This is a genomic window from Kocuria oceani (assembly GCF_029524215.1).
In the GTDB taxonomy this organism is placed as follows: domain Bacteria; phylum Actinomycetota; class Actinomycetes; order Actinomycetales; family Micrococcaceae; genus Kocuria; species Kocuria oceani.
The window spans coordinates 159412-185438 of sequence record NZ_JARAMH010000006.1 but is presented as its reverse complement, the minus strand read 5'-3'; the positions used below and the strand labels follow the sequence as shown (position 1 = coordinate 185438).

The window sequence follows — 26027 nt, the reverse complement described above, 5'->3', positions numbered from 1 at the left end:
CGGTGCTGGGGAGACTCAGCGGAGTTGGGGATTCGGCGGTGCTGGGGGGACTCAGCGGAGTTGGGGGATTCGGCGGTGCTGGGGGACTCGGCGGTGCTGAGGGAGCGGCAGGCGGGTCAGGGGGACAGCCGGTAGCCGCGCTTGATCACCGTCTCCACCACCGGGGCGGGCAGGGCCTTGCGCAGCCGCGAGATCACCATCTCCAGAGCGTGCTCGGTGTCCAGGCCCGGCACGGCGGAGAGCAGCTGCGCCCGGGACACCACCGCGCCGGGGCTGGCCGCCAGCGCCCGCAGCACCGTCACCTGCGCGTCGGAGAGCGGGACGAACTCGCCGTCCAGCGCGGTGCCGGTGCTCATCAGCCGCAGCGTCCCGTACCGGGTGGGCAGCACCACGGTGCGCTCCTGCGCGGCGTGGGTGCACACGGCCCGGACCAGGGCGCCCAGCCGGAACCGCTCGGGCACCAGCGGCTCCACCCCGGCCTCCAGCAGGGGCCCGGCGCACACCGGGCCGACCGCCGCGGCCGTGACGTCGGTGCGCAGCGCCTCCACGAGCTCGTCGTAGTGCCCGGCCTCCTGCGCGGTGCTGAACAGGGAGTCGACCGCCGGGGCGGCCGTGAAGGTCAGGACGTCGATCCGGCGCTCGCACACGTCCCGGATGAGGGCGGGCAGGCGCTCGCCGTCGTCGGCGGAGAGCCAGCGGTAGGGGGCCACGGTGTCCACGCGGGCGCCGGCGGCCACGAGCCGCTCGAGCTGCAGCTCGTCGGTCAGCCCGTGCAGCTGCACGGCCACGCGGGTCCCGCGCACGCCGTCGGCCAGGAGCCGGTCCACCACGGAGGAGGTCCGCTCGTCGGCGGAGACCTCGGGGTCGTCGAGCTCGAGGGAGAGCACCTGGCCGCGGGCCTTCGCGCCGCGGGTGAGCACGCGGGCGGCACGGAACGCGTCCCGCAGCTCCTCGCCCAGGCCGGCGGCGTCGGCGGCCTCGAACCACCGGCGGAGCCCGTAGGCGGTGGTGACCACGAGGACCTCCGGGCGGTGGGCCAGCAGCGTGCGGGTGTCCTCGATCACCCGGGTGTCCTCGGTCACGGGGGAGATCATCAGGGCGGGCGCGTGCACCACCTGCGCGCCGCGGCGCTCCAGGGCCGAGATGAAGTCCGTGGCCCGGCGGTGGGCGGTCACGCCCACGCGGAACCCGGTCAGCTCGCCGAGCGCGGGGGCGGAGGGTGCAGCGGTCATGGCCCGAGGATATGGCCGCCCTGTGACCGCCGTGTTTCCGCGTGTTTCCGCCGGCGCACTCCCGCCCGGCCGGCTCCGGCCGGGCGCGCTCACACTCCGGCGGGTGTCGCGCCCGCGGCGCCCTCGCGCACCGGGATGCGCGGACCGGTCAGCAGCACCGGCCCGGCGCCGGCCTCGGCGGCCGCACGCTCGGCGTCGGTCGCGGGGCGGCGCTGGCCCCGCTCGAGCACGTAGTCCTGCGAGTCGTCCGGGGCGGCGTCGTTGACGAAGGACCGGAACCGGCGCAGCCGCTCGGGGTCCTTCAGGGTCGCGGCCCACTCGTCCTCGTAGCGGTCCACGTGCCGGGCCATGGCCTCCTCCAGCTCCTCGCCGACGCCCAGGGAGTCCTCGACGACGACGGCGCGCACGTGCTCGATGCCGCCGTCGAGCTCCTCCTGCCACCGGGCCGTGCGCTGCATCCGGTCCGCGGTGCGGATGTAGTACATCAGGTACCGGTCGATGTAGCGGACCAGGGTGTCGTCGTCCAGGCCCTGGGCCAGCAGCTGGGCGTGGGCCGGCGTGGCCCCGCCGTTGCCGCCGGTGTAGAGGTTCCAGCCGTCGGTGGTGGAGATGACGCCCACGTCCTTGCCGCGGGCCTCGGCGCACTCGCGGGCGCAGCCGGAGACGCCCATCTTGAACTTGTGCGGGGAGCGCAGCCCCCGGTAGCGCAGCTCGAGCCGCACGGCCATGCCCACGGAGTCCTGGACGCCGTAGCGGCACCAGGAGGAGCCCACGCAGGACTTCACGTTGCGCAGCGCCTTGCCGTAGGCCTGCCCCGACTCGAAGCCCGCGTCCACGAGCTCCCGCCAGATCTCGGGCAGCTGCTCGAGCCGGGCGCCGAACATGTCCACCCGCAGGGCCCCGGTGATCTTGGTGTAGAGCCCGTACCTGCGCGCGACCTCGCCGAGCACGATGAGCTTCTCCGGGGTGATCTCCCCGGCCGGCACACGGGGGACCACGGAGTAGGTGCCGTCCTTCTGCATGTTCGCCAGCGCTCGGTCGTTGGTGTCCTGCAGGGCGCCGCGCCCGGCGTCGAGCACGTACTCGTCGCGCTGGGAGGCGAGCACGGAGGCCACCACGGGCTTGCAGATGTCGCAGCCCAGGCCCGTGCCGAACCGGCCCACCACCTCGTCCCACGAGGACAGGTCCAGGGCGCGCACGGCCTCGAAGAGCTCGGCGCGGGAGAGCTCGAAGTGCTCGCACAGGGCGGTCGAGACCTCCACCCCGGCCTTGGCGAGCTCCAGGTCCAGGGTCTTCTTGAGCATCGGGACGCAGGAGCCGCACTGGGTGCCGGCCCGGGAGCACTTCTTCAGCTCGCCGATCTCGTGCACGCCGCAGCCGATCTGCTCGCGCACCGCCCCGGTCGTCACGTTGTTGCAGGAGCACAGCACGGCGTCGTCGGGGAGATCGCCGGCCGGGGCCTCCGCACCGGAGGCGGAGAGGTAGGCGCCGGGCTCGCCGGGCAGCTCCCGGCCGAGCAGCGGGCGCAGCGCGTTGTACGGCTCGGCGTCCCCGACGAACACCCCGCCCAGCAGGGTCCTCGCGTCCTGGGTCACCACGACCTTCTGGTACATCCCCCGGGCCGGGTCCGCGTAGACGACCTCGAGGCAGTCCTCGGTCTCCCCGTAGGCGTCGCCGAAGGAGGCCACGTCCACGCCGGCGAGCTTGAGCTTCGTCGCGGTGTCGAAGCTGCCGAACGTGGAGCGCCCGCCCGCCAGGCGGTCGGCCACGATCTCCGCCATGGTGTTCGCCGGGGCCACCAGGCCCAGGCACTCCCCGTTCCAGGAGGCCACCTCGCCGATCGCCCAGACGTGCTCCGCGGAGGTCCGGCACGCGTCGTCGATCACCACGCCGCCGCGCGGAGCGGTCTCGATCCCGGCGTTGTAGGCCAGCCGGTCCCGGGCCCGGATGCCCGTGGCCACGATCACCAGGTCCGCCTCGAGGTCGGCGGAGTCCCGGAACTCGACGGCGCAGATCTCGCCGTCGGCCTTGCGCAGCCCCACCCCGGAGGGCCGCTCGCCCAGGTGCAGGCGCACGCCCCGGGCGGAGATCAGGGCGTTGAGGGACCGGCCGGCGCCCTCGTCGAGCTGGGCGTTCATCAGCCACCGGCGGGAGTGCACCACGGTGGCCTCCGCGCCGAGCTCCTGCAGCCCGCCCGCTGCCTCGAGGCCCAGCAGGCCTCCGCCGATCACCACGCCGCGCGGGGTGCGGCCGTAGCGGGCCCGCAGCCGCTTCACCTCGGCCCGGATCGCCGCGACGTCGTCGAGGGTGCGGAAGACGAGGGCGTGCTGGGCGCCGGGGATGTCCAGGCGGGCGGCGGCGGAGCCGGTGGCGAGCACGAGCTCGTCGTAGCCGGAGACCGTCCCGTCGGCGGCGGTCACGGTGCGCGCCGCGGGGTCGATCTCCCGCGCCGCCACGCCCTGGCGCAGGTCCACCCGCGGGTCCTGCCACACGGTGCCCCCGCCCAGGGTCAGGTCGATCTGCCCGTCCGGGCCGGTGAGGGCCTTGGACAGCTGCACGCGGTCGTAGGGCACCCACGGCTCGTCGGCGAACACGGTCAGGCGCACGTGGTGGTCCTCCACGGACAGCACCGCCTCCGCGAAACGGTGGGCGGCGGGTCCGCCGCCGACCACGACGACGTGCTGCGGGGAACGGGCCGAGAAGGGGGAGCGGGTCACGGAAGACCTCCGGGAACGGTGGCGGGCAGGGCGTCGGGCACGACTCTAGGAGGACGGGATTGCCCCGCGGTTGCCCCGCCGTTCCGCGGGTTTTTCGCTTTCCTCACCGTCCTCCCGGGGGGCCGTGAGCGGCGTTTGACCGGGGCGAAACGGTGCGGGAGCGGCCCCGAAACCGGGCCCGCCTAACGTCGATCCCGACGTTGCCGGACCCGCGGCCCGGGCACCCGCCCGGCCCGCGGCCCGAGCACCCGCCCGACCGTCCGCCCGACCAGCAGGAGGCCCCCATGACCGCGACGCTCCCGGAAGCTCCCACCCGCCCCACCGGCCCCGCCACCGCCTGGCACGACGTGTGCGCCCTCACGGACCTGGAGCCCCTGTGGGGCGAGGCGGCCCGGGTGGCCGGCCGGCAGGTGGCGCTCTACCGCGTGGACGGCACCACGGTGCTGGCGGCCGACCACCGCGACCCCCGCACCGGGGCCTGCGTGATGGCCCGGGGCATCCTCGGCTCCCGCGGGGCGGCGGTGACGGTCGCCTCGCCGCTGCACAAGGAGGTCTACGACCTCGGCTCCGGCCGGTGCCTCAGCGGCGACGGGCCGGAGCTGCCCGTCCACCCCGTCCTGGTGCGGGACGGGCGGGTCCTCGTGGCGCTGCCGAGCGCACCGCCTGTCGTCGGGGAACTCCCCGGCGGGCGTCCCTAAGATGAGCGGGTGACCCGACAGCGTCCTTCTCGCAGTTCCCGGTGGCCGTGGCCGCCCCGGGGCCCTCGCGGCGCCGCCCGGCGCCCTCGCCGGGGCCGGTGGCTCCTCGCCGCGGCACTGGTGCTGGTGCTCGCGCTGCTGACCGTGCTGACCGCCCTCCTGGACCGGCCGGAGCCCTCCCCGCAGGCCGAGGAGGAGACGCTCTCCTGCGAGCCCTACGGCCTCGAGCTCGAGGCGCCCGTGCGCCAGCGGCAGAGCGCCGAGGACCGGGGTCTGTTCGACGGCGACCTGTTCGGGCCAGCGGAACGGACCCAGGACCGGTTCGACCTCGCCTTCGGGCACGCCGGGGTGACCAGCAGCTATCACGTGCTCGCGCAGGGCGTGGACTGGAGCCGGCCCGTGGGCGTGGTCTTCCGCCTGCACGGGGACGGGGCCTGGGAGTTCGAGAGCCCCGAGTACAACGTCTCCTGCCTGGCCGAGGTGGCGCGCACCCACAACATGATCCTCGTGGTGCCCCGCACCCCGGACCGCGCCGGAGCGATCACCTGGTGGGAGGAGTCCGAGCGGAACGCCGCGTGGTTCCGGGCCCTCGTGGAGGAGCGCCTCCTGCAGGACTACGACATCGACCGCTCGCGCACCTGGCTCACCGGCTACTCCGGGGGCGCCCAGCTGATCGCCCGGGAGCTGCTGGCCGACCACGTGGACCTCGTCCCCGGCGGCGGGGCGATCCTGCTGGGCGGGGGCCAGGCGCCCCCGGAGGCGGAGGCGCAGCCCACCCGCGAGCAGCTGCGGGACCTGCGGCTGCACTGGGACGTGGGGGAGGACGACGACGGCACTGACCCGGACGCGACCTTCGACGCCCTGCGCGCCGCCCGTGACGGCTACCGGTGGTACGCCGACGCCGGCTACGAGGGCGTGAAGCTGCGGGTCCGCGAGAACGTGGACCACTTCGAGCTGCCCGACGTGCGGATCCTGGACCGGGTCCTGACGCGGGCCGAGAAGGACCGGGAGGCCGCGGCCGGGTAGCCCGCCCGGACGGCGCCGGTGTTTGCGATCGTCACATTCGGTCACGGAGCCGGTGCTGCTCCCTGGTCCCACGCCGGGGGACGGACACTCCCGTAGGCTCAGATCCGCATCACTGTGCCTTCCGGCCCTCTCGGGGCCCGGGCGCCGTGCCGGGGGGGGGGGGGGCGCGGCGGCGGACGACGCCGGTCCGGATGCGCCGTACCGATCCGTCCGTGGGGGAGCCGAGTGAGCGAAGAACGAACCCGTCCAGCCGGTGCCGGCACGGCCCCGTGGGCCCGTCCCGAGCGGGCCGGGGGCGCCGCCGGGCACCACCCGTCCCGGCGCCTCGCCGGCGTCGACGCCGCCCGCGGCCTCGCGCTGGTGGGCATGATCGCCGTGCACACCCTGCCTTGGTTCGACGAGGACACGGGGGAGCCGACCCTCTCCTGGGTCCTGTTCGGCGGGCACTCCTCGGCCCTGTTCGTCACCCTGGCCGGGGTGAGCCTGGCCTTCACCACGGGCGGGCGCACCCCGCACACCGGACGGCGGCGGACCGCCTCCCGGTGGGCCCAGGTCGCCCGCGCGGGCCTCATCGCCCTGGTCGGGTTCCTGCTGGGCTTCCTGGTGATCCCCTTCGACAACATCCTCGTCTACTACGGAGTCTTCTTCCTGCTGGCGATCCCGTTCCTGGGCCTGCGGATCCGCCACCTGCTGCTCAGCGCGGCGCTGTTCGCCCTCCTGGCGCCCGTCCTCATGCTGTGGGCCCTGGACCACCTGCCGGTGAACGACTACGGCAATCCGAGCCTGCTGGAGCTGGTGACGGAACCCGGCAGCGTCCTGGCGCACCTCCTGCTGACCGGCTCCTATCCCGCCCTGCCGTGGATGACGTTCGTGTGCTCCGGGATCGCGATCGGCCGGATGGACCTCACCGACCGGCGGGTCCAAGCCGGTCTGGCGGCGGTGGGCGCCGTCCTGGCCGGTGCGGCCTGGGCAGTATCCACGCTCGCGCTGCGGCTGGGCGGGCAGGCGGCCATCGTCGCGGCCACCCCGTGGATGAGCGCCGAGGAGATCGCCGACGTCGTCGTCTTCGGTCCCGACGCGACACTGCCGACCGCGACCCCGTGGTGGCTGCTCATGCCCGGCCCGCACTCCCACACGCCCTTCGCCCTCGCCCTGAGCCTCGGCGTGGCCGTGTGCGTCCTGGGCCTGTTCCTGCTGCTGCCGCGCGCCGTCGACCGCGTGCTGACGCCGCTGACCGCCATGGGGTCGATGACGTTCACCCTCTACGTGATCCACCTGCTCGTCATGTGGCTCGAGCTGTTCTGGGACGACCCCCACCCCTGGTTCTGGGGACAGGTCCTCGCCTTCGCGCTGCTGGCCGTGCTGTGGCAGCGCAGCCTCGGCCAGGGGCCGCTGGAGAAAATGGTCTCCAGGAGCACCAAAGCCATCGCCCGCCGGGTGCTCGCACGGGGCCCGGACGACTCGACGCCGGCGGCCCCACCCCTCCGCTGACCGGAGGACCCCGTCGGCCGACGCGCCCGGGGCCGGGGCGGAGGAGGCGGCCCGGCCGACGGGGCGGTGATGCCGGGCGGTGCGCCCGGCGGGCGCTGCGGCGGAGGGCGCGGTCAGAGTCCCAGGGCGGTCCCGAGCTCGGCGCGGATGCGGGTGAGCTTCTCGGCGGCGGCCGCCCGCGCGGCCGGCAGGCCCGCCCGGTCCGGCACCGGGGCCACGACCTCGAGGTAGCACTTGAGCTTCGGCTCGGTGCCGGACGGGCGCACGATCACCCGGGTGTCGTCGGCGGTGAGCAGGCGCAGGCCCTCGGTGGGCGGCAGGCCGGTGTCCGGGGAGGTGAGGTCCTCCACGCGCACCACGTCCGAGCCGCCCAGGGCGGTGGGCGGGGCGTCCCGCAGCGCCGCGGTCATCGCCGGGATCCGGGCGAGGTCGGCCACGCGGATGCTCAGCTGGTCGGTCGCGTGCAGGCCGTGGGCCACGGCGAGCTCGTCGAGGACGTCCTGCAGCGTGCGGCCCTGGGCCCGCAGCTCGTCGGCCAGCACCGCGACCGCGACCGCGGCGCTGATCCCGTCCTTGTCCCGCACGACGTCGGGGGCCACGCAGTAGCCCAGCGCCTCCTCGTAGCCGTAGGCCAGCCCCGGCACCCGGGCGATCCACTTGAAGCCGGTCAGGGTCTCGCGGTGGGGCAGACCGGCGGCGGCGGCGATCCGCCCGAGCAGGCGGGAAGAGACGATCGAGTTGGCGAGCACCGCGTCGGCGCGGCCGGCGCACCGGGCCGCCGCGGCGTGGCCCAGCAGCGCGCCGACCTCGTCGCCGTGCAGCATCCGCCAGCCGTCGCCGTCGGGCACCGGGACGGCCGCGGCCACCCGGTCGGTGTCGGGGTCGTTGGCCAGAACCAGATCGGCGTCCTGGGCGCGGGCGGCCGCCAGTGCCAGGTCCAGGGCCCCGGGCTCCTCGGGGTTGGGGAACGCGACGGTGGGGAAGTCGGGGTCGGGCTCCGCCTGCTCGGCGACCACGTGGACGTCGGCGAAGCCGGCCCGCCGCAGCGCCTGCGCGGCGGCGCGCCCGCCCACCCCGTGCATGGGGGTCAGGACGACGCTCAGCTCCCGCGCCCGTGCCGCGGCCTCGGGGACCACCGCGCGGAGGTAGTCCTCCTCGACGCCGCCGGGCAGGACCGTCCACCCGGAGGCGGCCCGCGGGATGCCGGCCACGGGCCCGACAGCGGCGATCCGCTCGGCGATCAGCCGGTCGTGCGGGGCCACGATCTGGCAGCCCCGGGCCTCCGGCGCCACGGCACGGCCGCCCAGGTAGACCTTGTACCCGTTGTCCGCGGGCGGGTTGTGGCTGGCCGTGACCATCACGCCCACCTCGGCCGCGAAGGCCCGCACCGCCCAGGCGAGGACCGGGGTGGGCAGGGCCGAGGGCATCAGCAGGGTCTCGATGCCGGCCGCGGTGAACACCGCGGCGGTGTCCCGGGCGAAGACGTCCGAGTTGTACCGGGCGTCGTAGCCCACCACGGCCCGCAGGGGCCGGTCGCCGGACGCGCCCTCGGAGTCGTCCCGGAGCGCGGCGCTGCCGCCGCCGGCAGCGCGGGGGTCGGCATCCCCGGGGGCGGAACCCATGGCGCCGGTCTCCACCGCTGCGATGTCCTCGGCGTCGGCCTGGACGGCGGCGGCCCTCCCCGCGGTGGCGACCACGTGGGCGGCCAGCCCGGCGGCAGCGCGCAGCACCACCACGCGGTTCATCCGCATCGGCCCGGCGCCGAGGGCGGCCCGCAGCCCGGCGGTGCCGAACTGCAGGGTGCCGGAGAACCGGTCGGCCAGCTCGGCGCGGACCGCGGCGTCGCCGGCTCCGGCCCGCTCGGCGAGCTCCGTGAGCTCGGCGCGGGTGACGGGGTCCGGGTCGTCCGCCGCCCAGGCGCGCGCGGCGGCGAGGAGGTCGGGCTCGGGGCGGGTGTCGGTGCTCATGGGGGCTCCTCCTGGGGACGGGACCGGTGCGCGGCGTGCCGGGCGGCACCGTCCGCCCGGCCGGGGCCGGTCAGCGCTGGGCGACGATGTCAGAGCTGGGCGACGATGCGCGCCAGCAGCTGCGAGATCCGGGGCCCGGCCGCCTGCCCGGCCTCGATGACCTCCTCGTGGGACAGCGCCGTGGCGGAGATCCCGGCGGCCTGGTTGGTGACCAGCGAGATGCCGAAGACCTCCATGCCCGCGTGCCGGGCGGCGATGGCCTCCAGGGCGGTGGACATGCCCACGAGGTCGGCGCCGAGCACCCCGGCCATCCGCACCTCGGCGGGCGTCTCGTAGTGCGGGCCGGGGAACTGGACGTAGACGCCCTCGTCCAGGGTGGGGTCCACCGTGCGGGCGAGCTCGCGCAGCCGCGGGGAGTAGAGGTCGGTGAGGTCCACGAACGTGGCGCCCTCCAGCGGGGAGCGGCCGGTGAGGTTGAGGTGGTCGCTGATCAGCACCGGGGTGCCCGGCCCCCACGCGGGGTTCAGTCCGCCGCAGCCGTTGGTCAGGATCATGGTGCCGGCCCCGGCGGCGGCCGCGGTGCGCACGCCGTGCACCACGGCACGCAGCCCTCGGCCCTCGTAGTAGTGGGTGCGCGCACCGATCACCAGGGCGTGCCTGCCGGCGGGGGTGCGCACGGAGCGCAGCGTGCCGACGTGGCCCTCGAGGGCGGGCGGGGTGAAGCCCGGGATCTCGGTGGCGGGGACCTCGGCGACGGTCTCGCCGATGAGCTCGGCCGCCTGGCCCCACCCGGAGCCGAGGGTCAGGGCGATGTCGTGCGTGTCGACCCCGGTGGCCCGGCGGAGGGCCTCGGCGGCCTCCTGGGCGAGCTCGAAGGGGTCGGTGCCGGGGGTGCTGTGCGCTGTGTCCACCCGTCCCAAGCTACCGCATGGTCCGGGACCGGGGCGGTGGCGGACCCCCGTCGTCGTACTCCTCTGCAAGAATGGCCGGGTGACTGCACACAGCGAATTCTCCATCCAGAAGCTCGTCATCATCGGAGGCGGTCCCGGGGGCTACGAGGCCGCCCTGGTCGCGGCCAGCCTCGGCGCGGACGTGACCATCGTCGAACAGCAGGGACTGGGCGGGTCGGCCGTGCTGACGGACGTGGTCCCCTCCAAGACGCTGATCGCCTCCGCCGACGCGATGACCCGGTTCGCCGAGGCCGCCGACCTGGGCGTGCACGTGCGCGGCAGCGAGGACCGCAACGAGATCAACGACCTCGCCGTGGACCTGGACACGGTGAACACCCGCCTGCTGCGCCTGGCCGCCTCCCAGTCCCGGGACATCAAGCGGGGCCTGGAGCGGGTGGGGGTGCGCGTGATCTCGGGCCGGGGCCGGCTGCTCAGCCCCACCAGCGTGGAGGTCACCACCGACGACGGGCTGGAGTACACCCTCGACGCGCAGGCCGTGCTGCTGGCGGTCGGGTCGCTGCCGCGCGAGCTGCCCAGCGCGCGGCCGGACGGGGAGCGGATCTTCAACTGGAAGCAGCTGTACCACCTCCGGGAGGTCCCGGAGCACATGATCGTGGTGGGCTCGGGCGTCACGGGCGCGGAGTTCGCCTCGGCCTACCGGGGCCTCGGCGCCGAGGTCACCCTCGTCTCCTCCCGGGACCAGGTGCTGCCCGGTGAGGACCAGGACGCCGCCGCCGTGCTCGAGAACGTCTTCGAGCGCCGCGGGATGAACGTGCTCAACCGCTCCCGCGCCGACGCGGTCGAGCGCAGCGAGAAGGGCGTCGTCGTGACCCTCTCCGATGGGCGCAAGGTCGCCGGCTCGCACTGCCTCGTGGCGGTCGGCGCGATCCCCGCCACCGACGACCTGGGCCTGGACGAGGTCGGGGTGGCCCGCGCCGACTCCGGCCACATCAAGGTCGACGGCGTCTCCCGCACCACCGTGCCGGGCGTCTACGCCGTGGGCGACTGCACGGGGGTGCTCCCGCTGGCGTCGGTCGCCGCGATGCAGGGCCGGATCGCGGTGGCCCACCTCATGGGCGACGCCGTGAAGCCGCTGCGCACCCACCTGGTCGCCTCCAACATCTTCACCTCGCCGGAGATCGCCTCCGTGGGGGTGAGCGAGAAGTCCATCGAGGACGGCACCTACCAGGCGGACACCATCATGCTGAAGCTGTCCACCAACCCGCGCGCCAAGATGATGGCGGTGGAGGACGGGTTCGTGAAGATCTTCTCCCGCAAGGGCTCCGGAACCGTGATCGGCGGCGTCGTCGTGGGCCCCCGCGCGTCCGAGCTGATCTTCCCGATCTCGCTGGCGGTCACCCACAAGCTGCACGTCGACGACCTCGCCGACACGTTCACGATCTACCCGTCCCTGACGGGCTCGATCTCGGAGGCCGCCCGGCGCCTGCACGTGCACGTCTGAGCAGGCCCGGCAGCACGCGCAACGGCCGCATCCCGGACGGGGATGCGGCCGTTGCGCGTGGTGTGGCTGCGGCGGATCGGGTCAGCGCCGGGTGACCACGTTCTGCATGTCCACGTCCTTGGTCTCCGGGGAGAACCAGAGCGCGACGAGGGTCAGCACCGCGCCCAGCGTCAGGTACAGGCCCACCGAGCCCACGCCGTAGGTGGCGTTGAGGGACACGGCGACGTACGGGGTGATGGCCGCGCCGAGGATCGAGGCCACGTTGTAGGCCACGCCGGAGCCGGTGTAGCGCACGTTCGTGGGGAACAGCTCGGGCAGGATCGCGGACATCGAGCCGAAGGTCAGGCCCATCAGCGTCATGCCGACCGCCAGGAAGAACAGCACGCGGACCATGCTGACGTCCTCCCCGGTGCCGACCGCGGCCGGGTCCATGATCAGCCCGAAGCTCAGGCCGAAGACCAGGATGGCGGTGGTGATGACCAGCTGCGAGCTGCGCCGGCCGAAGCGGTCGGCGACCCACCCGGAGACGGGCACCATCGCGGCGAACAGGAGCACCGCGAGCAGCTGCAGCACGAGGAAGTCGCGGTAGGGGATGCCCAGGCCGCCGTTGTCCGGGCTGCCGATGCCGTAGGACAGGATCCAGGCGGTCATCAGGTAGAAGAGCATGTAGGTGGCCAGCATGATGAACGTGCCCTGGATGATCTGCAGCCACGAGCTGCGGAACGCCTCGACCAGCGGGGTCTGGACCTTCTCGCCCTGGTCGAGGGCCTTCTGGAAGACCGGGGTCTCCTCGAGCTTGAACCGCACCCACAGGCCGACGACGACCATGACCACGGAGGCCAGGAACGGGATGCGCCAGCCCCAGGTGAGGAACGGGTGGTCGGTACCCTGGTCGGCGACCGAGACGAAGCCCATCACGAGGGTGAGCACCAGGAAGAAGCCGTTGGCCAGGATGAACCCGAACGGGGCGCCGAGCTGCGGCCACATGGCCGCGCGGGCCCGCTTGCCCTCCTCGGCGTACTCGGTGGCCAGCAGCGCCGCCCCGGACCACTCGCCGCCCAGGCCGAGGCCCTGGCAGAAGCGCAGGATCGTCAGGATGAGCGGGGCCCAGATGCCGATCGAGTAGTAGGTGGGCAGCAGGCCGATGAGGAAGGTGGCGACGCCCATGGTCAGCAGCGCGCCGATCAGGGTGGCCTTGCGGCCGATCCGGTCACCGAAGTGGCCGAAGATCACGGAGCCGATGGGGCGGGCCACGAACGCGGCCGCGAAGGTGGCCATGGAGGCCAGCAGCTTGGCGGTCTCGTCCTGGCCGGTGAAGAACAGGGCGGGGAACACGGCCACCGCCGCGGTCGCGTAGACGTAGAAGTCGTAGAACTCGATGGTCGTGCCCACGAGCGAGGCCAGGATCACCCGGCTGCGGGGCACGCGGGCGGACAGGGGGAGCGAGGGGGCGGGAGCGCCGGTGGCGCCCTGCCCGGTCACCGGTGAGGACATGAGGACACCTCGGTGGTTGCAGCGGCTGGGATCAAAGCTCCGATGCTAACGGTGGTGTCCGCATGGTGGGTGCCGTGTCTCACATCGTGGAATGCCGGAGGACTCACGCCGTCCCGGCCCCGACCCGTTTGGGCGTGCTGGGACGGTCCGGGCCCGGGAGGCGGAATTCACCCGTACCGACGGACCTCGTGGAAGAAGGAGTCGATCGTGTGCAGGCCGCCGGTGCCGGCGACCGTGTCGTAGACGTGCTTGCCCACCGCGAGGTCGAGCACTCCCAGGCCGAACGGCGAGAAGACCACCGTCCGGTCCGCCGGCACCTCCACGGCTCCGGTCATGACGGCGTACAGCGTGCCGGCGAGGAAGTCCCGTGAGCCGGTGAGCTGCTCGGTCAGGTGCACGGACGTCTGGGCCTTGAGGCAGTGCTCCACGTCGTCGACGATGTTCGTGGCGGCCAGGATCACCTCCGGCGCGAGGTCGCGCAGCGAGATGTGGAGCACCAGCGGGTGGTGCTCGAACCACGCCGGATCGGTGACGTGCGGTTCCCCCGCGGTGGTCGCGAACACGACCAGGTCGCTGGAGCGGATCAGCGACTCGGCGTCCTCGTGGACGGTGACCGTGCTCCCGGGCGCGGAGCGCTCGAGGTAGCCGCGGAAGCCCTCGCGGCTGCCGGGCAGCAGGTCGAAGACCCCGATCTCCTCGAAGTCCCACCCGGTGTCCGCCAGGAACGCGTGCACGAAGCGGGCGATGAGCCCGACGCCGAAGAAGCCCACCCGGGTCGGACGGTCCCGCGTCCGGCTGAGCCAGTCCGCGGCCAGGGCCGCGGAGGCGGCGGTCCGGGAGGCACTGATGATGGAGCTCTCCAGGCAGGCGAACGGGTAGCCCGTCCGGGGGTCGTTGAGGATCAGCACCGCGGAGGCTCTCGGGATGCCGGACTCCACGTTGGTGGGGAAGCTGGAGATCCACTTCAGGCCGTCCACGGCGGCGGGTCCGCCCAGGGATGCGGGCAGCGCGATGATCCGGCCGGTCGGGCGGTCCGGGAACCGCAGGAAGTACGAGGGCGGGTTGACCGTCTGCCCGGCGCCGTGCAGCCGGTAGGTGTCCTCCACCAGCCCGACGATCTCCGCCCGGTGTCCCTGCAGGGCCTGGTCGACCTCCGCGCCGGAGACGACCGCGAAGGACGGGATGGTCGGTCGCTCGTCCGGGGCGTCCTGCCTCCGGTTCGTGTCGGGTCCGGCTGTCAGCGCCATGACTCCTCCTCCGGGGCCGCGTCTCGGAGCGACACCGGATCGCTCATGGCGACGAGGATCTCCCGCTCGCCCTCGTACGGCTCGCGGCTGTGCGCCGTCCGGACGTTGTCCACGAGCATCAGGTCACCGGCTCGCCACGGTTCGCGCAGCGTGTGCGACTCGTAGATCTCGTTGAGCAGGGCCACGACGTCCTCGTCGATCGGGTCGCCGTTGCCGAACGCCGTCCGGAACGGCAGGCCGTCCTCCTCGTACATGTCGACGAGGTACTCGCGGACCTCCGGCTCCATGGTCCACTCGCTGAGGAAGGCGACCTGGTTGAACCAGCAGCGCTCCCCGGTGACCGGGTGGCGCACGATCGCGGCACGGCGCTGACGCGTCTGCAGGCCGCCGTCGGGCCGCCACTCGTATTCGATCCGGTTCGCGGTGCAGTAGCGCTCGACCTCTGCGGGGTCGTCCGTGCCGAAGGCGTCCGCGACGGAGGCGCCGATCTCGTCGTTGTAGTTGCGGATCAGCATCCAGCCGTCGCGCTCGAACCGTGCGACCAGGTCCGGGGGCAGGGCGCCGAGCACCGCCCGGGAGTCGGCGACACCGGTCACGCCGCCGGCGGCCGGGGCGGTGCGGCAGGCGAAGAGCATCAGACCGGGGGCGTGGAGCGTGTAGCTCAGCTCGTGGTGCATGCACATGGGCTGGTTCGGTGGCCAGGTGGCCGAGGAGTACACGCCGGGCGCGTAGGACCTGCGCGCGGCGAAGGCCTCCCGCTCGGTCATCAGCTCGGAGCCGACGGCCCGGAAGACGGCCTCGACCTGCGCGGGCTCCGAGAGCCCGAGGCCGCGCACGAGGACGGCCCCGTGCCGGGCGACGGCCGCCCGCAGGGAGTCGCGGTGCTGCCGGGCCCAGGCCGCCGCGTCGCCCGGGGGAGGGACCAGGACCGTGGGCGGCGCACCCGGCCGCACGTCGACGTCGAGCTCCGGAGGGGCGGAGGCCTGGGTGGTGGCGGGCTTCGCGGTCATGGTGGTTCCTTCCGGTGGGATCACGGCCGGGCGGGTGCGCCGGCCGCGGCGGACCTGGAGTCCAGCTCCGTGGCGAGGTCGGTGAGGACCGGGTGGTTGATGAGGTCCTTCAGTGACACCTTCCGGTCCAGGGCGATGGCGAGCCGGACGGCGGTGAGCGACGAGCCCCCGAGGTCGAAGAAGTGGTCACGGCGGTCGATCCGGTCCTCCGGCACGGCGAGCACGCGCGACCACGCCGCCGCCAGCCACTGCTCGGTGGCGGTGCGCGGGGCGTCGCGGGAACCGTTCTCGGGCTCGAGCTCCGCCGCCAGGGCGGTGAGGCGCCTGCGGTCGATCTTGCCGTTGGCCGTCAGCGGGAGGGCCGGTTGCCACTGGACCACCTGCGGGACCATGTACCGGGGCAGCGACCGCGCCAGGCGCTCGCGCAGCGCGTCGGCGTCCAGCGGTTCGGGCGCGTGGTAGAAGGCGACCAGGTGCTTGCCCCGGTCCGCCCGCTCGGCCACGACGACCGCCCCGTCGCGGACCCCGGGGACCCGCAGGAGGGCGTTCTCGATCTCCCCGATCTCGATGCGGAACCCGGAGATCTTGACCTGGTGGTCCCGGCGGCCCAGGTACTCCAGCTTGCCGTCCGGCGACCAGCGTCCGTAGTCACCGGCCCGGTAGAGCCGCGCGCCCTCCACGTACGGATCGGTGGAGTAGGCCTGTGCCGTCCGCTCCGGGTCGTTGACGTACCCCCGGCCCACGCACACCCCGGAGAAGGCGATCTCGCCCGGCGCGCCCAGCGGCACGAGCCGCTGCCGCTCGTCGAGCAGGTGGATCCGGACGTTCGGGACCGGCCGGCCCAGCGGCACGTGGTCGCCCGCAGGGACGGCACGCATCACCTCGTGGTTCGTGTCGTCCGAGGTCTCGGTCAGTCCGTAGGCGTTGACCAGCTGGACGTCGGGCAGCACCTCGAACCAGCGGCGGACCAGCTCCTGCTTGAGCGCCTCCCCGGTCGCCGAGACGCAGCGGAGGTCGGGCAGGGGGCGGGGCTTCCGCTCCAGGTAGGCCACCACCGCGTCCAGGTAGGACGGGACGAGCTGCAGGACCGCGACCCCGTCCCGTTCCACCGTGTCGACGAACCGCTCGACGTCGAGGATCCGGTCCTGCCCGACGATGAGGGTGCGGCCGCCGACGAGCAGCGCCGAGACCAGCTGCCACAGCGAGATGTCGAAGCACTGGGGAGCGGTCTGGGCGACGACGTCGCCCGGGCCGATCCCGAGGTCCTCGATCTTGGCGTGCAGGTGGTTCACCATCCCGTCGTGCTCGCACATCGCCCCCTTGGGCTCGCCCGTGGAGCCCGAGGTGAAGTAGACGTAGGCGAGCTGGTCCGGCCGCACCGCCACACCGGGGTCGTCGTCGGCGTGCCCCTCGGTCTCGACGTCCTCCACGAGGAGCTTCGCCACGGCGGGCATCTCGGCCAGCGCTCGGTCCAGCGAGGCGGTGCTTCCCTTCTCGGTCAGCACCGTCCGGCACCCGGCGCGGGTGAGGGTCCTGGTGATCCGGTCGGGCGGGAAGTGGGGCTCCAGCGGCAGGTATGCGCCTCCGGCCTTGAGGACGCCGATGACGGCGGCCATCCACTCCAGGTCCCGCTCGGCGACCACCGCCACGATGTCCTCCGCCTGCAGTCCGCGGACGAGCAGCGCGCGGGCCACCCGGTTGGCGCGGGCGTTCAGCTCCGCGTACGTCCACTGACGCGTGTCCTGGACGGCCGCGACGCGCGCGGGGTGCCGGCGGACGCGCTCCTCGAACAGCTCGTGGAAGCGGCGCGGGGGCCGGGCCCGCACGGGCCCGGCCAGCTGCTCGAGCTGGAGGCGCCGCTCGTCCGCACCGACCAGATCGGCGTCCTCGGGCCCCGCCGCCGGGTCTGCGACCAGGTGGCGGAGCGCGGCCAGGTGGTATCCGGCGATCCTGCGGGCGGCACCGGCATCGAGGACGTCCCGGCGGTACCGCAGACGCAGCGCCTGACCCCCGGCCCGGAGGCACACGCCGAGGACGATGCCCTCCGGCAGCTCGGGATCGGGGTCCTGTCCGGTGGCGAACACCACCTCGTACCCGGGCGTCCCGGGCTGGTTCCGCACCTGTCCCGGAGCGGGCCGCTCCGCGCGGGCCGCGGCGTGCCGGGCGTGCGCCTCCCGGACGAGGGCGCGCCAGGACCGCCGGCCCAGGTCGAGCCGGAGCGGCCAGGTCCCCGCCGCGTCCCTGCTGCCGGTGGCGATCTCCGTCTCGCCCGACAGCGCCTGCAGCACCCTGGCGTGGGCGGCCAGCCAGACCGCCTCCGGCGCCACCTCCCAGGCGCGCGCCAGCGGACCCACCGCGGTGCGCAGGTCCTCGGGCACGGCCACGTCGACCTGCTCCTGACCCGCCCCGGGGTCCTGGGTCCAGCGCGGAATGCACGTCGGCGCGGACTCCGGCCGCGCCGGCCGGTCGCGGGGCGAGTCCGGGGTGTGCTGCGGAACGGCCCGGCGGACGGGCCCCGAGGTGGTGGTCATGACCGGCGCCTTTCCGGGACGGCGGGGAACGTGAGGGTGGAGGTCGTGACGGTGGGGGTCGTGGTGACGGGGGTCGTGGTGAGGGTCGGGGCCTCGACGGCCGGGTTGCCGCCCCACAGGGATCCCCGGGTGAGGGTGGCCCCCTTCATCACGAACGAGTCGGTGGCGACGACGACGCCGTCCTCGGCGGTCACGCCGTAGTGGACGAGAGCTGCGACACCGAGGGTGACGTCGTCGCCGATGACGTCGTGGTCGGACTTGAACATGCCGTCCTCCTGGGAGTGGCACTGGATGTTGGTGCCGGTGTTGAGGGTGCAGCGGGAGCCGATCGTCACCAGGCTCCGCTCGGGGATCGAGCAGCCGTCGTCGAAGACCCGGCTGCCGATCCGCACCCCCAGCAGACGCCAGACCAGCGGCTTGAACGGCGTCCCGTTGAGCATGGTCATGCGCCAGTTCACGATCTGCAGCTTCCAGTACCGCTCGTGCCACCGGAAGTACGGGTGGTAGATGGAGCAGAGCTGGGGCTGGAGCGGCCGGGACCCCGTCACGAGGTGCTCGATGCCGATGGGGATCAGCAGGCCGAGCAGGAGCATCACCACGAAGGACGCGGAGAGGGCCAGGGCACCGAACCGGTCGGACAGCTCGAGGGCGGCGAACGCGGCCAGCATGGCCAGCGACGCGTTGAGCCACCGCACCAGCAGGAAGAGCGCCATCGTGCGCAGGTTGTGCTTGTTCTTGGCCGAGAGGACCTGGTGGAAGCGGGCCGGGTCGGCGTGCTCCTCGAGCGGGGCGTCCCGCAGCACCGAGCGCGGGATCTCGAACGCCGGCGACCCGAGCAGGCCCACGTCGTGGCGGACCGGCCCGTCGACGGGGACCATCACCTTGGTCGCGAGCAGACAGTTGTTCCCGGTCCTGGCCCCGGCCGGGTAGAGCACGAAGTTGCCGAGGAAGTTGTGCGCGCCGATCTCCGCCCGGGCGACGGTGAACGACGTCGCCGAGTAGTCGGTGTTCATGAAGGACACCCCGTCGGCGATCATCGTGCCGGTGCCGATCGTCGACAGGTACGGGTTGTCGTGCTTGAACAGCGTGCCCAGGTTCGAACCGGTCTGCTGGACGTTCGGCTGGTCGTACCCGAGGGCCCGCACGTAGGGCACGACGTACGAGCTGTCGCCGAACAGCGTCCCGAGCATCGGGCTGTTGGTCAGCCTGGTCACCGCCCGCTCCGCCGCGAACCGCAGCCCGAACAGCGGATAGACCGTGTCCGGCTTCAGCGCCAGCTGGAGCACCCGCGGCACCGTCGTCATGACCACCAGCATCAGTGCCGTGCCGCCGAAGACGCCCACACCGGCGAAGAACAGGGCGTCGGCGTAGAAGACCCAGTTGGTGAACGCGTGCGGATGCGACTCCAGCAGCGCCGCCACGCGCGGAAAGGCCAGGACGACCAGGACCATCGTCAGGACCAGCATCGTGCGGCCCAGCGCGAGGGTGCCCACCAGCTGGGACACGGCGTACACGCCCCGCCGCCACGGCCGGTAGGGCGCGGCGGGGACCGTGCCGAGGTCCAGGTCCGTGCGCCGGCCCGGCGAACCGTGCCAGCGCTCGCCCGCCGGCACCACCTGGCCGGTGTACAGGGTGGAGCGGTGGCCCAGCTGGGAGCCGTCCCCCATGGCCGTGCCGATGTCCAGGACGCTGCCCTCCCCGACGATCACGTCCCGGCCCAGCGTCACGGCGCCGGTCTGGATGACGCCGCCGTGGGCGCGGTAACCGTTGGCAACCACGTCCTTGCGGATCACGGTCCCGTCCCCGATGGTGAGCAGGTCGGTGCAGACCGGCAGGCGAGCGGTCAGGATCGTCACATTGCGGCCCACTGTGGCGCCCATGGCCCGCAAGTAGAGGGGCGTCAGCGGGGACCCGGTCATCAGCGCGAGGGGCGAGGTGCGCATCAGGGCCTTGACCAGCCAGAACCGGAAGTAGGCCAGGCTCCAGATCCGGATCTCCTGGGGCCGGAAGCGCCCGACGACGATCCACTTCGCCGCCACCGGCAGGAGGCACAGCAGCACGAACGTGGCCGCGCCGAAGGCCACCGACCGCAGATAGAGCTCCCAGAGGCTCATGCCGTGGCCCAGCCAGTGGTGGTTGCCCGGGCCTGCGTCCGGGAACACCCACAGATACCCCACGGCCGCGAGACCGCCGGCGAGCAGGCAGTAGCCGAGGTAGACGAGCACCTGCAGGACGCCGCAGGTGACGTACTCCCAGGTCCGCGCGTCCGAGGGCGGCGGTGTCTCCGGCACGGACGCCAGGACCGGCGGGGGCTCCTGCGGCCGGTCCGTCCGCGTGGGGCCGTGCAGTGCCGCCGCCAGGGCGGCGATGCTCGGGTTGCTGTAGATGTCCTTCATGGACACCGTCGGCAGGTCCGGCTGCTTGCGCACCCGGGCGCAGAACTTGGCCATCACCAGCGAGTCCGCCCCCAGGTCGTCGAAGAAGTCGGCGTCCACCGGCACCGGCGTCCCGCCCAGCACCCCGGTCAGCACCTCGGCCAACCGGTCCTGCACGGGTTCCGGCACCGGCTCCGCCGGCGCCAGGGCCCCGGCCAGCGCCGTGATCGTCGGATGCTGGTAGATGTCCTTCATGGACACGGCCGGCAGGTCCGGCTGCTTGCGCACCCGGGCGCAGAACTTGGCCATCACCAGGGAGTCCGCGCCCAGGTCACCGAAGAAGTCGGCGTCCACGGGGACGTCGTCCCGCTGCACCACGGAGGCGAGGAGGGCTGCCAGCCGGCGCTCGAGCGGGGCGTCCGCGCCGGGCGCCTCGGATGCCGGTGCGGACGGAGGGCTGCTTCTCGGGGGAACCGTGGGAGCCGAGGGAACCGTGGGCATCGTGCGGATCGACGGCATCGGAAGGGTTTCGGCGAGCTTCTTCACTGCGATGGGCTCCTGGGGGAGGAGGCGGCCACGGAATCGGTCGCCGGTGTGGCTGCCGGGTGCCGTGGCTCCGCCACCAGGCCGGACCGCCGGTCCGGAGCCGTCGGCGCGTCGTCGCGGGCGAGCGCCGCGGCGCCGAAGTGGTCGAGCACCCAGTCCGGGTGGTAGATGGTGTCGAGGTAGGGGCGGCCCAGGTCGGGAGAGATGGCCACCGCGGTGACGTCCCGGGCGCGGTGGCCGGAGAGCCACGTCATGGCGCCGTGGACCACGGTCCCGGTGGAGCCGCCGAGCAGGAACCCGCTCCCGGCCAGGCGGTGGCAGGTGCGCACGGTGTCGAGTTCCTCGACGAGCACCACGTCGTCGATCAGGGATTCGTCGAGCTGGGGCGGCCGCACGCTCATGCCCAGCCCGGGGATCAGGCGGGTGGCCGGTGGGCCGCCGAACGTCACCGAGCCGACGGCGTCGACCGCGACGATCCGGACGTCGGGCCGGTGCTCGTGGAAGTACCGGGCGCACCCCATCAGGGTGCCCGTCGTCCCGGCGCCGACGAACAGCACGTCGAGCTCGGGGAACTGGGCGTCGATCTCGGACGCGGTCCAGCGGTAGTGCGCTCCCCAGTTGCCGGAATTGGTGTACTGGTTGAGCCAGACGTACCGGTCGTCGGACTCGCACAGCTCCCGGACGTGGTTGAGCCGGGCCCCGAGGAGACCGTCGACGGGATCCGGCTCGGTGACCAGGTCCACCTGCGCCCCGAGCGACTCCATGAGCTGCCGGGTCGCGGGGTTGCAGCGTGGATCGATCACGCACACGAAGCGGTACCCCTTGCTGGCGGCGATCATGCTGAGCGCGACGCCGAGATTCCCGGAGGAGGACTCTACGAGGACGGAACCCGGACCGACTCTCCCTTCTCGCTCGGCCCGCTCGACCATCTCCACGGCGGGCTTGAGCTTGATCGAGCCGGCGAGGTTGAATCCCTCGATCTTCAGGTAGAGCCGGTGGCTGAGCACGTCCTGCAGATCGATGAACAGACTCGACTCGTTGAACTGGTGCGGATGCCTGATGATGGGCATGTTCTTCCTCGTTCTGTGGTCGTGCGCTCGTCCCGTCGGACCGCCGCAGGGCGGCGCTTCGGATCCGGGCCGGCGCGTCGCTGGAGTGATCGGCACCGCAGGGAGTCCTGTGCCGGTGTGCCGATCGAGAAGGGTGCCCGTCCTGCGGGGCACCGTCTCGGCTGACCGGTGCAGCGCTGCACGGCGCTGCGGGAGCGATCGACGTCGGTGATCCTCTGCTAGGGCAGGGGTCGTAGGTCAGGAGTGCCGGCCGCGACGGCGGCGGCCTGGACTGCGCTGGCAATGATTCGCATGGTGGTGTCCCATCCGGTGGAGAAGCGAGGACCGCTTCGCGGCTGGTGTCGGCCCGTGGCGCGTTCCCCCGAACGCCTTCCCGAGCCCTGTGTCTGATGCGACGTCACCAAAGTAAGCGCAGGTCAGGGGTCATTGCTCATGATTTGCGAAGATGACGGACACGATTCGGACACGGTCCCGGTGGGTACCGGCGACCGGGCGCCGGCGGCGTCACCGGGCGGAACGGGGCCTTGCAGCGCAGCACAGCGCACGGCAGCGCCAGCCGGCGCGGGACAGCGCGGGACAGACCGGCACGGTTCAGATCCGGCCAGGGGCGTCCCGGACGGTCAGCGCCGCCCGCACGTCGACGCGGTCCGTGCCGGGACCCGGCGTGACGTCGAGGTCCAGGATCCGCCAGCCCGGCACGGGCCGCCGCGGAACGGGGCCCGCTCCGACCTCGTCGACGGAGGGATCGCGGAACAGCCCCGAGCCCAGGGCCTTGAGCAGGGACTCCTTGCGCGCCCAGACCGTGGTCACGGCGGCCGCCCGGTCCACGGCGGGCAGGGCGCGCAGGGCGGCGATCTCGGCCGGGTGGAGCAGGGCGAGCACCTGTTCGGCGGCGACCGGGTCCTGGACGTGCTCCACGTCCACCCCCACCTCGCGCTCGGCGGTGGCCACGAGCACCAGGTCGCCGCTGTGCGAGAGGGAGAAGCGCAGGGTGTGGTCCTCGAGCCGCGGCTTGGCCCGGGGCCCCCGGACCGGAACGGGCGGACCCAGACGCAGCGCGCCCGGGGCCTCGCCCGTGCGGGCGGCCAGTTCGTGGCGCAGCACGCAGTGGGCCACCACGAACCGCCGCCGGTCGGACTCGTGGCGGAACGCCGCGGCCCGGGCCATCTCCTCCGCGTCCAGGCAGTCCCGGACCGACTCCGCCCAGCCGGCCAGCGCGGCCACACGGGCGAGCGCCACCCGCACGTCCGCGGCGGCGCCCGGCACCGGCAGCTCGACCACGCCGGGCACCCCCGGTGGCGGCTTCGTCACCGGGGCCCGTCCGGGACGGCCCGCTCACGACGGCCCGCCCACGACGCCTCGCTCACCAGGACGGGCTCACCGCCGCCGGCCCGCCTCCGTCGGCCCGACTCGGCCGGCCCGCCCGCACCGGTGCGCGGAACGGCGCTCACCCGGACCGGCCGGAAGCGGCGCACGCGAGAAGGTCCTCGAGCAGACGGTCCCCGTGGTCGGCGAGCGGATGGTGGCCACCCGGGTACTCCCGCCGCTGCACAGGACCGGTGCTGACCGGGCGCCAGGCCTCCAGGCCGCCGGGGTCCACGGTGACGTCCTCGGTGCCGCGCAGCAGCAGCAGGGGAGCCCCGACCGGGGCGGGGAACCGGTCGTAGGCCATGGAGACCCGCAGGTCCGCGCGCAGGGCGGGCAGCTGCAGGGCCAGCAGCTCGGGGTGCTCCAGCACCGCCTCGGGGGTGCCCCCCAGCCGCCGGAGCCACCGGACCATCGCCGCGTCCGCGCCCGGGGCCAGCGGATCGAGCCCCTCCCGCAGGTCCTCGTCGGAGCCGGCTCCCGTGCCGGCGCCCGTGCTCGCGACCTCCGCGGTGCCCGGGGCGGTCTTCGCGGACAGCGCGAGCAGCGCGACCCGGATCCCCTCCCGGTGCTCGAGCCGTGAGGCGAGCTCTGCCGCGACGGAGGCGCCCATGCTGTGACCCAGGACCACGAGCGGGACGTCGGCGGACGCCCCGGGGGTGATCGCCGCGCGCGCCCAGGGTGCGGCGGCGACGGCCGCGGCCGCCTCCGCGGCGAGTGCCTCGACCGTGGGTGCCGCGGGCTCCCGGAACCGGGACTCCCGGCCCGGGTACTGCGCGCCCAGCACGTGGACGTCCTCGCGGACCAGGAACCGCCAGTAGCCGGCGGCGGCGCCCGCGGGCGGGCAGCACAGCACCCGCAGCATCGGTGCGCGCTCGGGGGCCCTGCTGCGCAGCCGGTCCTGCGCGGAGAGGTCCACGAGACAGCGTCCGGCCGCCGGTCGTGTGCTCATGGACAGCTCCCCGTCGTGGTGTTCAGGAGATGGTCGTGCTCAGGAGATGGTGGCCAGGACGGTGCCGGCCGTGACCGTGTCCCCGGGGCTGACGGAGATCCCGGAGACCGTGCCCGCCTTGTGCGCGGTGAGCGGCTGCTCCATCTTCATGGCCTCGAGCACGAGCACGAGGTCCCCCTCGGCGACCTCCTCGCCGTTGTCCACCGCGATCTTCACGATGGTCCCCTGCATCGGGGAGCTCAGGCTGTCCCCGCCCGCGGCGGCGGAGCCCCCGCGCGAGGACCTCGACTTGCGGGGCTTGGCCGCGGTGCCGTTGGGCTTGGCCGTGCCGGGCAGCGCGGGCAGCACGACCTCGAGGCGCTTGCCCGAGACCTCCACGACGATCGCCTGGCGCTCCTCGGCCTCGGGCCCGGCCTCGGGGACCCCCTCGAACGGCGGGACGGTGTTGTGGAACTCGGTCTCGATCCAGCGCGTGTGCACGGTGAAGGGGGAGCCGTCGGCCGGGGCGAAGGCGGGGTCGGCCACCACCGCGCGGTGGAAGGGCACCACGGTGGGCATCCCCTCGATGCGCAGCTCCGCCAGGGCGCGGCGGGAGCGCTCGAGCGCCTGCTGCCGGGTGGCCCCGGTGACGATCAGCTTGGCGAGCATGGAGTCGAAGTTCCCGCCCACGGTCTCGCCGGCCTGCACGCCGGAGTCCACGCGCACCCCGGGCCCGCCCGGCAGGTCGAGGGCGGTGATGCTGCCCGGGGAGGGCATGAAGTGCCGGCCCGGGTCCTCGCCGTTGATCCGGAACTCGATGGAGTGGCCCCGGACCGGCGGGTCGTCGTAGCCGAGGGCCTCCCCGCGGGCCAGCCGGAACTGCTCCCGGACCAGGTCGAGGCCGGTGACCTCCTCGGAGACGGGGTGCTCGACCTGCAGGCGGGTGTTGACCTCCAGGAACGTGACGGTGCCGTCGCGGCCCACGAGGAACTCGCAGGTGCCCGCCCCCTGGTAGCCGGCCTCCCGGAGGATGGCCTTGGAGGACTCGTAGAGCAGGCGGTTCTGCTCCTCGGACAGGAACGGGGCGGGCGCCTCCTCCACGAGCTTCTGGTTGCGCCGCTGCAGGGAGCAGTCACGGGTGGAGACGACCACCACGTTGCCGTGGGCGTCGGCGAGGCACTGGGTCTCCACGTGCCGCGGCGCGTCCAGGAAGCGCTCCACGAAGCACTCGCCGCGCCCGAACGCGGCCGTGGCCTCCCGCACGGCGGACTCGTAGAGCTCCGGGATGTCGGCGCGGTCGCGCACGACCTTGATGCCGCGACCACCGCCGCCGAACGCGGCCTTGATGGCCAGGGGCAGCCCGTGCTCGTCGGCGAACGCGAGCACCTCCTCGGCGGAGCCGACGGGGTCGGTGGTGCCGGGGACCTGGGGGGCGTTCACCTTCTCGGCGATGTGCCGGGCGGCCACCTTGTCCCCGAGCTTGGCGATCGCCGCCGGCGGCGGGCCGATCCAGGTCAGGCCGGCCTCGAGCACGGCCAGCGCGAAGTCGGCGTTCTCGGAGAGGAAGCCGTAGCCCGGGTGCACGGCGTCGGCCCCGGAGCGGGCGGCGGCGTCGAGGATCTTGTCGACCACGAGGTAGGAGTCCGCGGCGGTGGACCCGCCCAGCCCGTAGGCCTCGTCGGCCATCCGCACGTGCACGGCGTCGCGGTCAGGGTCGGCGTACACGGCCACGGAGGCGATGCCCTCGTCCCGGGCGGCACGGATCACGCGCACCGCGATCTCGCCGCGGTTGGCCACGAGCACCTTGGTGATGGGGCGGATGGCGCCGTCCGCGGGGTAGTTACCGGTCACGTCTCACTCCTTGTCGAAATCCTCGGATGCACTGTATTCCCCGCCGTCGGCAATCGCCCAACCG

17 protein-coding genes are annotated in these 26027 nt (G+C 73.7%); 4 read left to right on the top strand and 13 right to left on the bottom strand.

From position 1 onward, the window contains the following. Positions 1-116: 116 nt before the first annotated feature. Together PU704_RS08935 and nirB are read right to left on the bottom strand one after the other, a co-directional pair. On the bottom strand, positions 117-1232 hold the full coding sequence (locus PU704_RS08935; protein WP_047804352.1) for a uroporphyrinogen-III synthase: 1116 nt from the start codon (positions 1230-1232) through the stop codon (positions 117-119). Positions 1233-1321: 89 nt separating this feature from the next. Continuing rightward, positions 1322-3949 carry a nitrite reductase large subunit NirB gene (gene nirB, locus PU704_RS08930; RefSeq protein ID WP_277551047.1) on the bottom strand — a complete coding sequence of 876 codons (2628 nt, stop codon included), beginning with the start codon at positions 3947-3949 and terminating at the stop codon, positions 1322-1324. A 284-nt stretch (positions 3950-4233) separates the two neighbouring features. Here nirB and nirD point away from each other — a divergent pair, with 284 nt between their 5' ends. The 3 genes from nirD (at position 4234) to PU704_RS08915 (ending at position 7164) form a co-directional block, all read left to right on the top strand. Further along, on the top strand, positions 4234-4647 hold the full coding sequence (gene nirD, locus PU704_RS08925; RefSeq protein ID WP_075872386.1) for a nitrite reductase small subunit NirD: 414 nt from the start codon (positions 4234-4236) through the stop codon (positions 4645-4647). Positions 4648-4767: 120 nt separating this feature from the next. After that, positions 4768-5673: an alpha/beta hydrolase family protein gene (locus tag PU704_RS08920; protein WP_277551046.1), complete on the top strand. Its 906-nt coding sequence runs from the start codon at positions 4768-4770 to the stop codon at positions 5671-5673. A gap of 225 nt (positions 5674-5898) precedes the next feature. Beyond that, positions 5899-7164 carry a heparan-alpha-glucosaminide N-acetyltransferase domain-containing protein gene (locus tag PU704_RS08915; RefSeq protein WP_277551045.1) on the top strand — a complete coding sequence of 422 codons (1266 nt, stop codon included), beginning with the start codon at positions 5899-5901 and terminating at the stop codon, positions 7162-7164. A 113-nt stretch (positions 7165-7277) separates the two neighbouring features. Here the strand turns inward: PU704_RS08915 and PU704_RS08910 are convergent, their stop codons facing one another. Together PU704_RS08910 and PU704_RS08905 are read right to left on the bottom strand one after the other, a co-directional pair. Continuing rightward, positions 7278-9131 (bottom strand): phospho-sugar mutase, encoded by a 1854-nt coding sequence (locus tag PU704_RS08910; protein ID WP_277551044.1) that lies wholly within the window; start codon positions 9129-9131, stop codon positions 7278-7280. Between the two features lie 89 nt (positions 9132-9220). Next, positions 9221-10042, bottom strand: coding sequence for a purine-nucleoside phosphorylase (locus PU704_RS08905; RefSeq protein ID WP_277551043.1), 822 nt, complete (start codon positions 10040-10042; stop codon positions 9221-9223). A gap of 79 nt (positions 10043-10121) precedes the next feature. Between PU704_RS08905 and PU704_RS08900 the strand changes: the two genes are divergently transcribed. After that, positions 10122-11543, top strand: coding sequence for an NAD(P)H-quinone dehydrogenase (locus PU704_RS08900; RefSeq protein ID WP_047804358.1), 1422 nt, complete (start codon positions 10122-10124; stop codon positions 11541-11543). Between the two features lie 81 nt (positions 11544-11624). Here PU704_RS08900 and PU704_RS08895 read toward each other — a convergent pair whose 3' ends face one another. From PU704_RS08895 to PU704_RS08855, 9 genes are all read right to left on the bottom strand, one after another. Continuing rightward, positions 11625-13037: an MFS transporter gene (locus PU704_RS08895; RefSeq protein ID WP_277551042.1), complete on the bottom strand. Its 1413-nt coding sequence runs from the start codon at positions 13035-13037 to the stop codon at positions 11625-11627. Between the two features lie 167 nt (positions 13038-13204). Beyond that, on the bottom strand, positions 13205-14284 hold the full coding sequence (sbnB, locus tag PU704_RS08890; RefSeq protein ID WP_277551041.1) for a 2,3-diaminopropionate biosynthesis protein SbnB: 1080 nt from the start codon (positions 14282-14284) through the stop codon (positions 13205-13207). Beyond that, positions 14275-15294 carry a TauD/TfdA family dioxygenase gene (locus PU704_RS08885; RefSeq protein ID WP_277551040.1) on the bottom strand — a complete coding sequence of 340 codons (1020 nt, stop codon included), beginning with the start codon at positions 15292-15294 and terminating at the stop codon, positions 14275-14277. Before PU704_RS08885 ends, sbnB begins: the two co-directional genes overlap by 10 nt. A gap of 20 nt (positions 15295-15314) precedes the next feature. Further along, complete coding sequence (locus PU704_RS08880) at positions 15315-17825, bottom strand: non-ribosomal peptide synthetase (RefSeq protein ID WP_277551039.1); 2511 nt, start codon at positions 17823-17825, stop codon at positions 15315-15317. Continuing rightward, positions 17822-20746, bottom strand: coding sequence for a Pls/PosA family non-ribosomal peptide synthetase (locus tag PU704_RS08875; protein WP_277551038.1), 2925 nt, complete (start codon positions 20744-20746; stop codon positions 17822-17824). The genes PU704_RS08880 and PU704_RS08875 overlap by 4 nt, the downstream gene beginning before the upstream one ends. Then, a complete protein-coding gene (sbnA, locus tag PU704_RS08870; protein WP_277551037.1) occupies positions 20743-21816 on the bottom strand; it encodes a 2,3-diaminopropionate biosynthesis protein SbnA in 1074 nt (357 codons plus the stop codon). Before sbnA ends, PU704_RS08875 begins: the two co-directional genes overlap by 4 nt. Before the next feature lie 591 nt (positions 21817-22407). Further along, positions 22408-23127 carry a 4'-phosphopantetheinyl transferase family protein gene (locus PU704_RS08865; RefSeq protein ID WP_277551036.1) on the bottom strand — a complete coding sequence of 240 codons (720 nt, stop codon included), beginning with the start codon at positions 23125-23127 and terminating at the stop codon, positions 22408-22410. Between the two features lie 136 nt (positions 23128-23263). Then, complete coding sequence (locus PU704_RS08860) at positions 23264-24133, bottom strand: thioesterase II family protein (RefSeq protein ID WP_277551035.1); 870 nt, start codon at positions 24131-24133, stop codon at positions 23264-23266. Positions 24134-24172: 39 nt separating this feature from the next. Next, positions 24173-25963 carry an acetyl/propionyl/methylcrotonyl-CoA carboxylase subunit alpha gene (locus PU704_RS08855; protein ID WP_277551034.1) on the bottom strand — a complete coding sequence of 597 codons (1791 nt, stop codon included), beginning with the start codon at positions 25961-25963 and terminating at the stop codon, positions 24173-24175. Positions 25964-26027 lie beyond the last annotated feature (64 nt).